We start from the raw sequence: 14,718 nt of genomic DNA, 5'->3' as shown, positions 1-14,718 counted from the left end.
TACCGCAGGCGCCGAGCTTTGGGAGCGGCCCGGCAATAAAAAGGCCGCAAGCTTGGTTGCGGCCTGAGTACCGCCGGGAAAGGGCGGAGGGGGTGCTTAGTCTTCGTCGTCGGCAGCGCTGGCGAAGAAACCAGCCGGTGGGACCTGACGCGATTGCGGCAGCAGCTCCACTTCGACGGGGCGCTCGCCCCACAGTTCTTCCAGGTTGTAGTACTGGCGGATGGCGGGCTGCATGCAATGCACCACGATGTCACCCAAGTCCAGCAGCACCCATTCACCGGTGTCCTCGCCTTCATGCGCCAGGACTTCGACTTTGTTTTGACGTGCTTTATCAGAAACGCTCTGGGCCAGAGCGCGAGTTTGCCGGTTGGACGTACCACTGGCGATGACCACACGATCGAACAGGCCGGTCATGTGGGTTGTGCTAAAGACCTTGATGTCTTGAGCTTTGACGTCCTCGAGGGCATCGATGACGAGTCGTTGAAGTGTTTCTATATTCATAAAAAGAACTATACAGGGCGCGCCTGTGGGTGGGAAAGATAGAGCCGTTTTTTGTCAATGTATTGAGCGACTTTTTCCGGGACCAGGGCTGTGATGTTGTCACCACGCTGCACTCGCTCCCGAATCTGGGTCGCCGAGACATCCATGGGAAGAAAGTCGATCTGATGTAAACGGCGTTGAAGCCGGCTCAGTTCCTGCTGCAAGGCCGCGGGCGTTTCCAAGGGGCTGCCAGGGCGCTGGGCAACAGCCAGTTCGACGTGCTCGAGAATTTCCTGCCAGTCGTTCCAGCTGCAAAAATTATGCAACTGATCGCTGCCTAAAATCCAGAAAAACCGTGTTCCGGCAGGCAACTGGCGCACGGTGTCTATGGTGTAGGTGGGGCCGCCGCGTTCGATCTCTACCGGGTTCACCCGCAAGCCGGAGTGGCCTTGCGCCGCCAGTTCCGCCATGGCCAGACGATCCTGGGCGCTGGCGCCCAGCGCATCGCGTTGCCAGGGCTGGGCGGCAGGCAGAAGCTGTACCTGATCCAGCTGCAATTGCTCAAGCGCGGCGAGCGCCAGCGCGACGTGAGCCTTGTGGATGGGATCAAAACTGCCTCCCAGAAGCCCTACACGCTTTAAATCCATTCGCGCGGCACCAGATATTGCGCCAGGGCCGCTTCCGGCGTGCCCGGTTCGGGCGACCAGTTGTAGCGCCAGTTTGCTTGAGGAGGCATGGACAGCAGGATGGATTCAGTACGTCCTCCCGACTGCAGACCAAAGAGGGTGCCCCGGTCAAACACCAGATTGAACTCGACGTAGCGCCCACGGCGTATGGCCTGGAAGTCCCGGTGCGCTGGTGTATAGGCGTGATCCATGCGGGCACGCACTATGGGTACGTAGGCGTCGGTAAAGGCATTGCCTACCGAGCGCGTCAGTGCGAAGCTGGCCTCAAAGCCGGGCTCGTTCAGGTCATCGTAGAAAATGCCGCCAATACCGCGGGTTTCGTTGCGATGCTTCAGATAGAAATACTCGTCGCACCAGCGCTTGTAGCGCGGATAGTAATCCTCACCATGTGGGGCCAGGGCGTCGTGGCAGACCTGATGGAAATGACGGGCATCGTCCTCGTTCAGGTAGTAGGGCGTCAAGTCCATACCGCCGCCAAACCAGAACACATCGGCCTGGTCCGCTGTCTGGGCCTGAGCCACAAACATACGCACGTTCATGTGCGTGGTGGGCACAAAGGGGTTGCGCGGGTGAATCACCAGCGATACCCCCATGGCCTCCCAGGGGCGACCGGCCAGCTCTGGACGGTGAGCACTGGCCGAGGGGGGCAGGGTATGCCCCTTGACGTGGCTGAACAAAACGGCTGCCCGTTCGAACACGGGGCCGTTCTCCAGCAGGCGGGACAAGCCGCCCCCGCCTTCTGGACGATCCCATTGGTCCGACTCGAAGGGCGTGCCGTCCAATTGCTCTAGGGTGTCCACGATGTGGCTTTGCAACTGACGGAAATAAGCCTGGACGGTATCAATGGGTAAAGACATGGAAAGACCTTGCTGCGTGAATCAGGTTTCGCTGCTGGGCAGGGCGCGCCAGCCAATATCGGTGCGAAATTGTTTGCCGTCAAAATGAGTCTGGGAAATGGCCTGGTAGGCTGCTTCCTGGGCACGACGGATGGAATCGGCCATTGCGGTCACGCAGAGCACACGGCCGCCCGTGGTCACCACGACGCCGTCCTTCATCTGGGTGCCAGCGTGGAAGGTGATGCACTCGTCGGTATCGTTGGCAAACTGGGTGATGACATCGCCCGTGCGGGGTTCTTCGGGGTAGTTGGCCGCGGCCAGAACCACACCAATAGCAGTACGACGATCCCATTCAATCGTGGCTTCGTCCAGTTTGCCGGCCAGAGCCAGCTCGAAGGTTTCGGTCAGATCGCTCTTGATGCGCATCATGATGGGCTGGGTTTCAGGATCGCCCATGCGGCAGTTGAATTCCAGTACCTTGATGGGACGGGTGGCATCCGGGCCATCGCCAATCATGACGCCGGCATACAGGAAGCCGGAGTAGGGCAGGCCTTCCTTGGCCATTCCCTGCATGGTGGGGTGAATGACTTCGCGCATGATGCGGTTGTGCAGCGTGGGGCTGACGATAGGCGCAGGCGAGTACGCGCCCATCCCGCCGGTGTTGGGGCCTTGGTCGCCATCTTTCAAACGCTTGTGGTCCTGGCTGGTCGCCATGGGCAGCACATTTTTGCCGTCACACATCACGATGAAGCTGGCTTCCTCGCCGGTCAGGCATTCTTCCACCACGACGCGGGCACCGGCAGCACCAAAGCGGCCATCACCGAGGATGTCGTCAATCGCACCCAGTGCTTCTTCCAGCGTGGTGGCCACGATTACGCCCTTGCCGGCGGCCAGGCCATCGGCCTTGACCACAATCGGAGCGCCTTGCTGGCGGATGTAATCCTTGGCCGCCTCGGGGTCGGTAAAGGTGGCGTAGGCCGCCGTTGGAATGTTGTGACGCACCATAAAGGCCTTGGCGTAGTCTTTGGAACTTTCCAACTGGGCTGCTGCCTGGGTGGGGCCGAAGATCTTCAGGCCGGCCGCCCGGAAAGCGTCCACGATACCGGCTGCCAGCGGGGCCTCCGGGCCGACGACGGTGAAGGCAATTTTCTCTTGCTTCACAAAGGCAATCAGTTCCTGGATATCGGTGATGGCCAGGTTTTCAATACGTTCGGCACGCGCAGTGCCGCCATTGCCAGGGGCAACGTAGACAGTCTGCACACGTGCAGATTGGGCCAGGCGCCATGCCAAGGCGTGTTCACGGCCGCCGCTGCCGACAACAAGTAGCTTCATAGTGATGAGTCGGGCAGGGCCCGCAAAGAGGAGGTTACAGAAATGGCTTATTCGGCTTCGTCCATGACGGCGGTGGTGTAGACCTCTTGAACATCGTCCAGGCCTTCCAGTGCGTCCAGAAGTTTTTGCATTTTGGCGGCGTCCTCGCCGCTCAGTTCGGTTTCATTCAGCGCCTTCATGACCACGCCTTCGACCTCAGGCGTCAGGCCTGCGGCCTGAAAGGCAGCCTGCACAGCCGGGTAGTCCGAGGGAGCGCACAGCACTTCAATCAGGCCCTCTTCGTCCGTGACGATATCGTCGGCACCGGCCTCCAGGCCGATTTCCATGATGGTGTCCTCCGAGGTGCCCGGGGCGAACAGGAACTGGCCGCAGTGGCGGAATTGAAACACCACCGAGCCGTCCAGACCCAGATTGCCGCCATTTTTGGTAAAGGCGTGACGCACATCCGAGACGGTGCGCTGACGATTGTCGGTCATGCAGTCCACGATCACGGCAGCACCGTTAATGCCATAGCCCTCGTAGCGAATTTCTTCGTAGTTGGCATCATCCGCGCCGCCTGCGCCGCGCTGGATGGCACGCAGGATATTGTCTTTGGGCATATTGGCTGCGGTTGCCTTGTCCCAGGCCATGCGCAAACGTGGGTTGGACTCGGGGTCAGGGCCGCCGGTACGTGCGGCCACGGTGACCTCACGAATGATCTTGGTCCAAAGTTTGCCCCGTTTTGCGTCCTGACGACCCTTACGGTGCTGAATATTCGCCCATTTACTATGTCCGGCCATAAAGTATTACCAATTCAGTAGACTACGTTCAAAGAAAAACAGATCTATTTTAACCTGTCTGGGCGACAAGGCCCGAGCTTGGGTGAAAGTCGCTAGAATCTAGGCACTTGGCATTCTATCTGGAAGAGAACAAACAATCATGGCCGATCCGATTTTGCTTGCTCAAAACAGCCATACTCCCGTCTATCTGCTGCCTGCGCTGGCCAACCGTCACGGTTGCATTACGGGCGCCACCGGGACCGGCAAGACCGTCACCTTGCAAGTGTTGGCCGAAGCCTTCTCCCGGCTGGGAACGCCCGTTTTCCTGGCCGATGCCAAAGGCGACCTGAGCGGCATATCCCAGGCAGCACAAGCCAACCCCAAACTGCAGGAGCGCCTGCAGCGGCTGGGCCTGCCAGAGCCGGTCTGGGGGGCAAACCCGGTCACCTTCTGGGACATCTTTGGCGAGCAGGGCCATCCGGTTCGCGCCACGATCTCCGACATGGGGCCGTTACTGCTCTCCCGGATTCTGGAATTGAACGATACCCAGGAAGGCATTCTGAATATCGTGTTTCGTGTGGCCGACGACGAGGGGCAGCTGATTCTGGATTTGAAAGATTTGCGGGCTTTGCTGCAGGATGTGTCGGATCGAGCGGCCCAACTGCGCAGCCAGTACGGCAATATTGCCGCCGCCAGTGTCGGAGCCATCCAGCGCGCCTTGCTGCGTCTGGAAACCCAGGGGGCGGATCGTTTCTTTGGCGAACCTGCTCTGGATGTCATGGACTGGATTCGTACCGATGCCTCCGGGCGCGGCATGATCAATGTACTGGCTGCCGACAAGCTGATGCAGTCGCCGCGCTTGTACGCGGTGTTTCTGCTCTGGATGCTGGCTGATTTGTACGAGCGCCTGCCGGAGGTGGGGGATCTGGACAAGCCTCGTCTGGTGTTCTTTTTTGATGAAGCCCACTTATTGTTTACCGGCGCGCCAAAGGCCTTGCTGGAGAAAGTCGAGCAGGTGGTGCGCCTGATCCGCTCCAAAGGGGTAGGTATTTATTTCGTGACGCAAAACCCGCTGGATATTCCCGACACGGTATTGGGTCAACTGGGCAATCGGGTTCAACATGCTTTGCGCGCTTTTACCCCACGCGATCAGAAGGCGGTCAAAACGGCGGCGCAAACCATGCGTCCCAATCCCGGCCTGGACATTGAGGCGGCCATTACCGAGCTGGGTGTGGGCGAGGCGCTGGTATCCATGCTCGATGCCAAGGGTATTCCCACGCCTACCGAGCGCGCCTGGCTGGTGGCGCCGGGCAGTCGGATTGGCCCGGCTACGGAGGCTGAGCGACAGATGGTGCGTCAGGCCTCCTTGCTCGGCTTGAAGTATGACCAGGCCATTGACCGGGAATCGGCGTACGAGGTGCTGGCGAAAAAGGCGGCGGATGCGGCTGCCAATGGGGCGGCTGGAGCAACACAAGCCGGTGGCCCAGCAGTCAAGGACGCAGGGCTGATGGGTGTGGTCAATGATTTTCTGTTTGGATCAACCGGGCCACGAGGTGGCAAAAAGGATGGTTTGGTGCAGAGCATGATCAAAACGGAAACCAAACGGGCCGCGACCAAAGTGCTGCGTGGGGTGTTGGGATCTTTGTTCGGGGGGAAGCGTTAATGCCAGTGTCACAGCCTCATTTGATCATCGCTACGGCGCGGTCAACTGAAACCGTTCGGTGGGCGCAGGAGTTTCGCAACGCCTATCCCGATTGGAAGGTTGATGAGTTCGTCCCCGGACAGCCCAGCACGGGTGCGACTTACGCCGTGGTGTGGCAACCGGACCCGATCCTGTTTCAGCAGGAGCCCGACTTACGCGCTACGTTTAATCTGGGCGCGGGCGTGGACGCAGTGACCGGTTCTATTCCGGCTGGCATGCCCTTATATCGCCTTGAAGATGCTGGCATGGCCGAGCAAATGGCGGAATATGCCTTGTACGGTGTTTTGCGTGCTGTGGGTCGTTTCACGCCTTATGAGGAGCAAGCGCGAAAGGGTACGTGGAAGGCGTATCGCCCGATTGATCGCCGCCAGTGGCCGGTCGCGGTGCTGGGATTGGGGGCGATTGGCAGCAAGATAGCCCAGGTGATCGCCAGTCTGGGTTATCCCGTACAGGGTTGGTCCCGTCGGCTGCATGAAGCGGATTTCCCTTGCTATGCCGGTGATCAGGGGCTGAAAGACTGTGTCTCGGCCAGTCGTATTCTGGTCAATGCGTTGCCTTTGACTGCGCAAACCGAAGGTCTGATCAATCGCGATCTTCTGTCGCATCTGCAGCCGGGCGGCTTTTTGATCAATGTGGCTCGTGGTGGGCATCTGGTGGATGCTGACGTGGTGGAAGCACTTCAAAGTGGCCATTTGTCTGGCGCCTTGCTCGATGCGTTTACCCAGGAGCCCTTGCCGGCCGATCATCCCTACTGGGGTATTGCCTCTGTGATGGTTACACCGCATATCTCGGGCATCACCGTGCGTGACCTGGCCTTGGAGCAGATCGGCTCGCGTATCGTGCTGTTGCAGCAAGGCAAGCCTGCTTCAGGGCAAGTCGATCACACGCTGGGGTATTAAGCATTTTCAGTTTCGGTCAGCCTGCCAGCACCGGGGACGCGGGCAGGCCGCTTGCTGTTTCCTGAGCGGGGCAGCATCTTGTCAGAATAAGGCCGTTGCGGCCATGTAAAACCACAAGGAAAGAGGAATGAGTAACGTTCATCGTATTGCCGTGATCGCGGGAGATGGGATCGGCAAGGAAGTCATGCCAGAAGGGCTGCGTATTTTGGAGGTGGTTGCTCGTCGTCACGCCATCAATTTTGATTGGAAGGTGCTGGACTGGAGCTCGGACTATTACCAGAAGCATGGTGTCATGATGCCCTCGGACTGGAAAGCCCAACTAATGGATACCGAGGCCATTTTCTTTGGCGCAATGGGGTGGCCCGATCTGGTGCCGGATCATGTTTCCCTGTGGGAGTCCCTGTTCAAGTTCCGTCGTGAATTTGACCAGTACATCAACTTGCGCCCGGTGCGCTTGATGCCCGGCGTGCGTTCGCCGCTGGCAGGTCGTGAGCCTGGCGATATTGATTTCTTTATCGTGCGCGAGAATACCGAAGGCGAGTACTCCAATAGCGGCGGCATCATGTTTGAAGGCACGCAGCGCGAGGTGGTGATTCAGGAAAGTGTGTTTACCCGTACCGGTACAGACCGTGTCTTGAAGTTCGCTTTTGAACTGGCAAAAAAACGCGGTAAACACGTTACTGCGGCGACCAAATCCAACGGTATTTCGATCTCCATGCCGTGGTGGGATTCTCGCGTGGCCGCCATGGGCGAGCACTACCCTGACGTGAAGTGGGACAAGTATCACATCGATATTCTGTGTGCGCACTTTGTGCAGCACCCGGACTGGTTTGATGTGGTGGTGGCTTCCAACCTGTTTGGCGACATCTTGTCCGATCTGGGCCCGGCATGTACCGGCACCATTGGCATTGCGCCGTCGGCCAACCTGAATCCCGAGCGCGTGTTCCCATCCTTGTTTGAGCCCGTACACGGCTCGGCACCGGATATCTACGGCAAAGGCATTGCCAACCCGGTCGGTCAGATCTGGAGTGGTGCCTTGATGCTGGATTTCCTGGGCTACCCCCAGGCAGCCGCCGAAGTGGTGCAAGCCATCGAGCAGGTTCTGGCCAATGGCCCACGTACGCCGGATCTGGGTGGGCAGGCCAGCACCGCAGAAGTCGGTGCCGCCATTGCCCAGGTTCTGGAGGCGATGGCCTAGACCATTAGCGGGACTTGGGTGGGCGCAAGCCTGCCCAAGTGATGGCGCCAATCATGATGGCACCGCCCAGCAGCGCACGGCTGCTGGGGTATTGAGCAAAAAGCAGTGCCGCAAAGGCGATGGCATAGACAGGCTCCAGGGCGATCACAATCCCGGCGCTGCGGGCATTCAGCACGGTGAGCGCAGAGACCAGCAGGTAGTGCGACAAAGCCGTACAAAACACCCCCAGCAGCGCAATCCATACCCAGTCCATCCAAGTACTGTCGCCCAGCAGTGGCAGGGCGAAGGGCCAGCACATCAGGGCGACAAACAGGTTTTCCCACCAGGCCACTTGTTGTGCCGACAGGTGCTTGGCCGCACGGCGGTTAATCAAGGTGAACATGGCAAAGGTAAAGCCCGAGGCAACCGCCCAGGCCAGGCCAATAGTGGATTGGTCCTGGAAGTCGAAAGATGGGGTAACCAATAACAAGCCCAAGGTGACCAGGGCCAGAATGACCCATTCCGATACGGTAACGCGCTCGCGCAGCACGGCCCATTCACACAAGGTAATGAAGGCCGGGAAGCTGGCAAAGCCCAGGGTGGCAATGGCCACACCGCCCACTTTGACAGCCACAAAAAAAGTGGCCCAGTGAATGGCCAGCATGATGGAGGCCAGGAGCAAGGTACGAAAGTCCGCTGCTTTCATGCCCTGACCCAAACCGCGCCCTTGCGAGCGGATGCTGATAAACAAGGCCAGAACCGCAAAGCTGGCTCGGCCTGCGGTAATCAGCATGGCGCCGACCTGGATCAGTTCACCAAAAATACCGGTCAGTCCGAACAGAATGGCCGCCACATGTATGGCAGCCAGGGCACGTCCATGCGTCATGGAAAGCGATCCCAGAAAAAAGAAGTCAATTTAGGCTATTCTGGTGTTTTATGTCAGCCAGTGATAGGGCGAGCGGGGCAGGCAATCGGTGCAAGGCATTATTCTAAGACATTGCCAAGGGCCCCTCATCAAAGGAGTAAAACAATGACCCAGATGGTCAAGGCGATACGGATTGAACGTAATGGCGGCCCTGAAGTATTGCAGTGGGCTTCGGTAGCCTTGCCTGCCCCGCAGGAAAAGGAAGTCACCATACGCCAAAAGGCGGTGGGTTTGAATTTTATCGATATTTATTTCCGTAATGGTCTCTATAGCAGCCCGTTGCCACATGGCTTGGGTTTTGAGGCCTCCGGCATTGTTGAGGCGGTCGGGGAAGGGGTGACGCACCTGAAAGTGGGCGATCGTGTTGCTTACGGTCAAAGCCCCTTGGGAGCGTATGCCGAGGCACGTAACGTGCCTGCCGATCGAGTCGTGCGTATTCCTGATGGAATCACGTTTGAGCAGGCTGCAGCCATGATGCTGAAAGGTCTGACCTGCTGGTATTTGCTGCGCCAGACCTATCGCGTGCACGAAGGCCAGACGATTCTGTTTCATGCGGCGGCCGGTGGCGTCGGTTTGTACGCCTGCCAGTGGGCGCGTGCCTTGGGCGTGAAGTTGATTGGTACGGTTTCCAGTCCCGAGAAAGCCGCTTTGGCGAAAGAAAATGGCGCTTGGGAAGTGATTGATTATTCCCACGAAGACGTGGTGCAGCGCGTGCTGGAATTGACCAATGGCCAGAAAGTACCTGTTGTGTATGACGGCGTGGGCAAGGATACCTGGGAGCGCTCGCTGGACTGCTTGCAGCCACGCGGCTTGATGGTCAGTTTTGGCAATGCCTCCGGCCCGGTGACAGGCGTGAATCTGGCGACGCTGGCATCCAAGGGCTCCCTGTATGTGACTCGCCCTGTGCTGGGTGCTTATGTGCCGACACAGGAAACCATGCAGGCTGCTGCCGATGAGATGTTCGAGCTGGTACTGCAAGGCAAGATCAAGCCATTGATTGGTCAGCGCTTCCCGCTGGATCAGGTGGCTCAGGCTCATGAAGCCCTGGCGGGACGCCGCACGACCGGTTCCACGGTCTTGACCCTGGATTGACGCGGGCCAGGATTGTAGTGCGTGGTCGCGTTAAGACAAGCCGTCCGGGTTTTCAGGTGCACAGCCTCGTTTTGTATCGGCTTTATTCTGCTTGCCGCGAGGGCACAAGGCAGCTTGACCGCCCTGTCTTGCTGTAAACCCGACAGCCTTGTCGTGTAAGAAGTGCTAAAAAAAAATGGCCTCCGCTAAGGAGGCCATTGTCATCTGGCAGCGAGGTGGCTGCCGATACTCATCGGTCTGGAATCAGCCTTGCTCGTGATACTGACGCACGCGCTCGACTTCGTTGCGTGAACCCAGAATCACACCAATACGCTGGTGCAGTTCGGTAGGCTGTACGTCCAGAATGCGCTGGGTGCCGTCAATCGACATGCCACCGGCCTGCTCGACCAGGAAGCTCATGGGATTGGCTTCGTACATCAAACGCAGCTTGCCTTTGCGACCGGAGGCGCGCGCATCGCGTGGGTACATGAAGATGCCACCGCGGGTCAGGATACGATGGACGTCTGCCACCATGGAGGCAATCCAGCGCATATTGTAGTTCTTGCCCAGCGGGCCTTCGGGACCCGCCAGGCAGTCGTCGATATAGCGTTTTACCGGGGCTTCCCAGTGACGCATATTGGACATGTTGATGGCAAATTCCGAGGTGTCCTCAGGGATGGTGATGCGCTCGGTGGTCAGCACCCAGGAGCCCATTTCCTTGTCCAGCGTGAAGGCGGCCACGCCATCACCTACCGTCAGCACCAGCATGGTTTGTGGGCCGTAAATAGCATAACCGGCGGCCACCTGACGCACGCCGGGTTGCAGGAAGTCTTGCTCTTCGATCACGCGGTCACGTGCTTCGGGCGGTACGCTCAGCACCGAGAAAATGGTGCCAATGGAGACGTTCACGTCGATGTTGGACGAGCCATCCAGCGGATCGAACAAGAGCAGGTTTTCGCCCTTGGGGTAGTAGTCGGGAATGCGGTGCAGGGTGTCCATTTCCTCGGAGGCCATGGCCGCCAGGTTGCCGCCCCATTCATTGGCTTCCAGCAGGATTTCATTGGACAGTACATCCAGTTTCTTCTGCACCTCGCCCTGGACGTTCTCGGAGTCCAGAGAGCCCAGAACGCCGCCCAGCGCTCCTTTGCTGACGGCATGACCGATGGCCTTGCAGGCGCGAGCGACGGTCTCGAGCAGCAGGCGCACATCGGCGGTGACCGTTTTTTTCTGGCGTTGTTGCTCTACCAGATACTGAGTAAGGTTTTTCTTCAAGACAGACTCCGAGGTCAAAGAGTTAATGCTTTATTTACGATTTCAGCCACATTGCCCGACAGGCCGGGCTCAGCCTGAATGCGCTCCAGCGCTGCTTTGAGCGGGTCGCGGGCTTGGGGTTCAAAGCGGGCCCAGTTATCAAAGACCCGAGCCAGACGGGCAGAGATTTCCGGGTTGAGCTTATCCAGAGCAATCACTTGTTCAGCCCAGAAGGCATAGCCTTCCGGGGTATGTATGGCCTGCATATTATTCATGCAGAACTGAAAAATCAGCGAGCGTGCGCGGTTGGGATTGCGCATCGAGAAAGCTGGATGCAACATCAGAGCCCGTACCTGGGCGACCTGAGTGCTTGGGGCGGTAGCTTGCAGGCTGAACCAGCGATCCAACACCAGAGGATTGTCCTGCCAGCGCTGGAAAAAGTCGTCCAGGCCGTCCTGGCGATCTTCTGGGTCGCCATAGTTCACCAGGGCGCTGAGCGCGCCCAGACGATCAGTCATGTTGGTCGCCTGATCGTACTGGTTGCGCGCCAGTTGCGGGCCAGTGCTCACTCCCGCGACCAGTAAATAATTCAAGGCAAGATTGCGCAAGGAGCGCTGACCGGCTTGCAGCGCGTCGGGGCTGTAGGGAGCTTGCTCCAGGCTCAGGAACTGATAGAGCTCTTGCCAGTAGGGCGTCAGGGCCAGTCCCAGTTCGCGTTGTAGTTGACGGCGGGCCTGAACGATTGCGCGCGGGGTCATGGGCTGGGTCTGTTCCAGCAGTTCGCGCTCGCTGGGCAGGGACAGAATGCGGGCCTTGTAGGCCGGGCTCAGCGCAGGATCTTGCACCAGAGCGTGCCAGGTCTGCACCACGGTGGCCTGTTGTGCCGCCGAAGGAGTGCGTCCGGATGCTGAGGACAGAATCAGGCGGGTTGCCAGCAACTGAGCTGCTTCCCAGCGGGCAAAGGGGTCGGTGTCGTGACGGGCCAGCAAGGCCAGTTCGGCGTCCGGACGGTAATAGTCCACCTTGACTGGAGCCGAGAAGTTGCGCAGCAAGGACAGGACCGGTGCTTCAGGGATGTGCGTAAAGGTCCAGCTTTGCTCGGCCTCGGTAAAGTCCAGGACCAGCGTTTCGCCCTTTTGCCCATCCAGGTGCAGGCTGAGCGGCTGGCCGTGCTGATCGAGCATTCCCAGGGCAAAAGGGATGTGCAAGGGCGGTTTGACCGCGGCCTTGTCCTCGATCCCGGCGGGGGCATTGCTTTGGCGCAGAGTCAGGGTGGCAGTCTGTTTGGCTGCGTCATGAGTCAAGCTGACCTGCACGCGGGGTGTGCCTGCCTGCTGATACCAGCGGCGGAACTGATCCAGGCTTTGGCCTGGCTTGACCTGACGATAGACGCTGTCCATGCAGTCCACGAACTCATCGCAGGTGACGGCCTGCCCATCATGGCGTTTGAAGTACTCCCGAATGCCCGCCTGGAAATTGTCCTCGCCCAGCAGCGTGTGCTGCATACGAATGACTTCAGCGCCTTTCTCGTAAATCGTGGCCGTGTAGAAGTTGCTAATTTCCTGATAGCTCTCGGGTCGGATAGGGTGGGCCATCGGGCCGGCATCCTCGGGGAACTGAGCAGCACGCAGCACACTGACATCATCAATCCGTTTGACAGCGCGGGCGCTGGCCGCTTGGGCGCCGTCCAGGCCTTGAGCCAGCATGTCGGCGGAAAATTCCTGGTCACGGAAAACCGTCAGGCCTTCTTTCAAGGAGAGCTGGAACCAGTCGCGGCAGGTAACGCGGTTGCCGGTCCAGTTGTGAAAATACTCGTGACCAATGACGGCCTCCACGGCGTGGAAGGATGCATCAGTTGTACTTTCGGCATCGGCCAGCACATAGGCGGAATTAAAGATGTTCAGGCCTTTGTTTTCCATGGCGCCCATATTGAAGTCGCGGGCGGCCACGATCATGAAACGGTCCAGATCCAGCGCCAGGCCAAAGCGTTGCTCATCCCATCGTACTGAGTGCTCCAGGCATTGCATGGCCCATTCTGTTTTATCGCCGTCTCCACGATCGCAATAAACCTGCAACAGGGCAGGCTGGCCATTGGCTTTTTTGATTTCGCGCTCGCGTACATCAAAGTCGCCGGCGACCAGGGCAAATAAATAAGAGGGCTTGGGAAAGGGGTCTTCCCATACTGCCTGCTTACGGCCATCGTCCAAGGTGGTGCTTTCAAGCAAATTGCCATTGGAGAGCAAATAGGGGTAGAGCGTGGCATCGCCGCGCAGTACCACTTCATAACGGGACATCACATCAGGGCGATCGGGAAAGAAGGTGATGCGTCGAAAGCCCTGGGCTTCACATTGGGTAAACAGGCTGTTGCCCGACACATACAGGCCCATCAGCATGGTGTTTTCTTGCGGGCGACAACGGCTGACCAGGACCAGATCAAACTCTGCTGCTGGGGGCGACAGGGTCAGGCCCTGATCATTGAGCAGGTAATCCTGAGGGGACACCAAGTTGCCGTCAAGACTGACTTCCAGCAGTTCAATGTCCTCGCCATCTAGTACCAGAGGTTGAATCTGGCCGTCCCGGCTGCGGGCTCGAAAAGCCAGCCGAACCAGGGTTTGCTCGGCCGCCAAGTCAAACTCCAGCCGAACCTGATCTATCTGATAGGGGTAGGGCTGGTAATCGTGGCGGGAGATCGTGGGTAAGGTGTCTGTGCGCATGTAATCCTGGTCCGACAATCGAAAAAGATGGTCTATTGTAATGTTGTTTGAACGCCCACACTGGAGGGGGGAAACAGGCAGTAAACTAAATGCTCGTCGGCGCCTTGGCGCTGTGCTCAAATGGCTTGAACGTGTAAGTGAAAACAAGCAGGGGTGAAATGATGAGCTTACGTTCTGAAGTATTTTCCTGGCGCGCCCTGCGTCTGCTGAGTCTGGCGTTTGCCGCCTTGACCACGGCGTGCGCTGCGCCTAGTTGGTCTGCCAAATTGACACGCTATCAACAGTGGCCCGCGAACGCCAGTGGAGAGACCTATTACATTCAGCCTATACCAGGCGATGGCAATAATCTGGAGTACCAGTCTTTTGCCGATTCGGTACGCGCCTCGATTGGCGTGACCGGGCTGGTGGAGGCCCCGAACCTGAAGTCAGCGCGCTTTGTGGTGAAAATGGATTATGGCAATCCTCAGGAACAAAGCTGGGTGCCGCAATTTGCCGATAGTTTTTATGGCCCGACCGGGTGGGGAATGGGACGTGGCTATTATGCGCCAAATGATGGTTGGGCAGGCGGGTTCTTTTATTCGCCGAATGTCGTGAACGTTCCGGTTACCGTGTATAAGAATTATCTAAATGTAATTATTACAGATAATCGAAACTCGGGCACAGAAGTGTATCGTGCTACGGCCGTGTCTTATAGCCATTCCGACAACCTGGCCCAGCAGATGCCATTTTTGTCCCAGGCCATATTTGATCGCTTCCCTGGTAATAATGGACAGGTGATTGATATCCGCTATCCACTGCCTCGGGATTGAGTCGTCAGCAGTCTGGGATTAAGTCAAAAATTTATAACAATAAAAAAGGGACCGTTTGGAAAACGGTCCCTTTGTTTT

At 58.2% G+C, this 14,718-nt stretch carries 13 protein-coding genes; 5 read left to right on the top strand and 8 right to left on the bottom strand.

Annotated elements, in window-relative coordinates; genetic code table 11:
* Nucleotides 1-96: 96 nt before the first annotated feature.
* From rsfS to ACOZ42_RS11095, 5 genes are read right to left on the bottom strand one after another with little or no spacing between them, the layout of a single operon-like run.
* Nucleotides 97-501: a ribosome silencing factor gene (rsfS, locus tag ACOZ42_RS11115; RefSeq protein WP_039943627.1), complete on the bottom strand. Its 405-nt coding sequence runs from the start codon at nt 499-501 to the stop codon at nt 97-99.
* 8 nt (nt 502-509) lie between these two features.
* Nucleotides 510-1,127, bottom strand: coding sequence for a nicotinate (nicotinamide) nucleotide adenylyltransferase (nadD, locus tag ACOZ42_RS11110; RefSeq protein WP_003802838.1), 618 nt, complete (start codon nt 1,125-1,127; stop codon nt 510-512).
* Nucleotides 1,118-2,023, bottom strand: a complete 906-nt coding sequence (gene hemF, locus ACOZ42_RS11105) for an oxygen-dependent coproporphyrinogen oxidase (RefSeq protein ID WP_003802840.1) — start codon at nt 2,021-2,023, stop codon at nt 1,118-1,120. The genes nadD and hemF overlap by 10 nt, the downstream gene beginning before the upstream one ends.
* Before the next feature lie 21 nt (nt 2,024-2,044).
* Nucleotides 2,045-3,334, bottom strand: coding sequence for a phosphoribosylamine--glycine ligase (gene purD, locus ACOZ42_RS11100; protein ID WP_003802842.1), 1,290 nt, complete (start codon nt 3,332-3,334; stop codon nt 2,045-2,047).
* Nucleotides 3,335-3,381: 47 nt separating this feature from the next.
* Nucleotides 3,382-4,113: a YebC/PmpR family DNA-binding transcriptional regulator gene (locus tag ACOZ42_RS11095; RefSeq protein WP_003802844.1), complete on the bottom strand. Its 732-nt coding sequence runs from the start codon at nt 4,111-4,113 to the stop codon at nt 3,382-3,384.
* Nucleotides 4,114-4,252: 139 nt separating this feature from the next.
* Between ACOZ42_RS11095 and ACOZ42_RS11090 the strand changes: the two genes are divergently transcribed.
* From ACOZ42_RS11090 to ACOZ42_RS11080, 3 genes are all read left to right on the top strand, one after another.
* Nucleotides 4,253-5,755, top strand: coding sequence for a helicase HerA-like domain-containing protein (locus tag ACOZ42_RS11090; protein WP_426345132.1), 1,503 nt, complete (start codon nt 4,253-4,255; stop codon nt 5,753-5,755).
* Nucleotides 5,755-6,693 (top strand): 2-hydroxyacid dehydrogenase, encoded by a 939-nt coding sequence (locus ACOZ42_RS11085; protein ID WP_003802848.1) that lies wholly within the window; start codon nt 5,755-5,757, stop codon nt 6,691-6,693. The genes ACOZ42_RS11090 and ACOZ42_RS11085 overlap by 1 nt, the downstream gene beginning before the upstream one ends.
* A 127-nt stretch (nt 6,694-6,820) precedes the next feature.
* Nucleotides 6,821-7,891: a tartrate dehydrogenase gene (locus ACOZ42_RS11080; RefSeq protein WP_059317973.1), complete on the top strand. Its 1,071-nt coding sequence runs from the start codon at nt 6,821-6,823 to the stop codon at nt 7,889-7,891.
* Nucleotides 7,892-7,895: 4 nt separating this feature from the next.
* Here ACOZ42_RS11080 and ACOZ42_RS11075 read toward each other — a convergent pair whose 3' ends face one another.
* Nucleotides 7,896-8,756, bottom strand: coding sequence for a DMT family transporter (locus ACOZ42_RS11075; RefSeq protein ID WP_426345131.1), 861 nt, complete (start codon nt 8,754-8,756; stop codon nt 7,896-7,898).
* 144 nt (nt 8,757-8,900) lie between these two features.
* Between ACOZ42_RS11075 and ACOZ42_RS11070 the strand changes: the two genes are divergently transcribed.
* Nucleotides 8,901-9,887: a quinone oxidoreductase family protein gene (locus ACOZ42_RS11070; RefSeq protein ID WP_039943629.1), complete on the top strand. Its 987-nt coding sequence runs from the start codon at nt 8,901-8,903 to the stop codon at nt 9,885-9,887.
* 243 nt (nt 9,888-10,130) lie between these two features.
* Here the strand turns inward: ACOZ42_RS11070 and ACOZ42_RS11065 are convergent, their stop codons facing one another.
* Together ACOZ42_RS11065 and pepN are read right to left on the bottom strand one after the other, a co-directional pair.
* Complete coding sequence (locus ACOZ42_RS11065) at nt 10,131-11,156, bottom strand: class 1 fructose-bisphosphatase (protein WP_003802856.1); 1,026 nt, start codon at nt 11,154-11,156, stop codon at nt 10,131-10,133.
* Nucleotides 11,153-13,831: an aminopeptidase N gene (pepN, locus tag ACOZ42_RS11060; protein ID WP_003802858.1), complete on the bottom strand. Its 2,679-nt coding sequence runs from the start codon at nt 13,829-13,831 to the stop codon at nt 11,153-11,155. Before pepN ends, ACOZ42_RS11065 begins: the two co-directional genes overlap by 4 nt.
* A 158-nt stretch (nt 13,832-13,989) precedes the next feature.
* Between pepN and ACOZ42_RS11055 the strand changes: the two genes are divergently transcribed.
* Nucleotides 13,990-14,640 (top strand): DUF4136 domain-containing protein, encoded by a 651-nt coding sequence (locus ACOZ42_RS11055; RefSeq protein WP_003802860.1) that lies wholly within the window; start codon nt 13,990-13,992, stop codon nt 14,638-14,640.
* Nucleotides 14,641-14,718 lie beyond the last annotated feature (78 nt).

The sequence above is a fragment of the Alcaligenes sp. HNGD-HTN06 genome (assembly GCF_049932565.1).
GTDB lineage: Bacteria > Pseudomonadota > Gammaproteobacteria > Burkholderiales > Burkholderiaceae_B > Alcaligenes > Alcaligenes ammonioxydans.
Note: the sequence above shows the minus strand (reverse complement) of the source record. Positions and strands in the feature narration are given on the sequence as shown.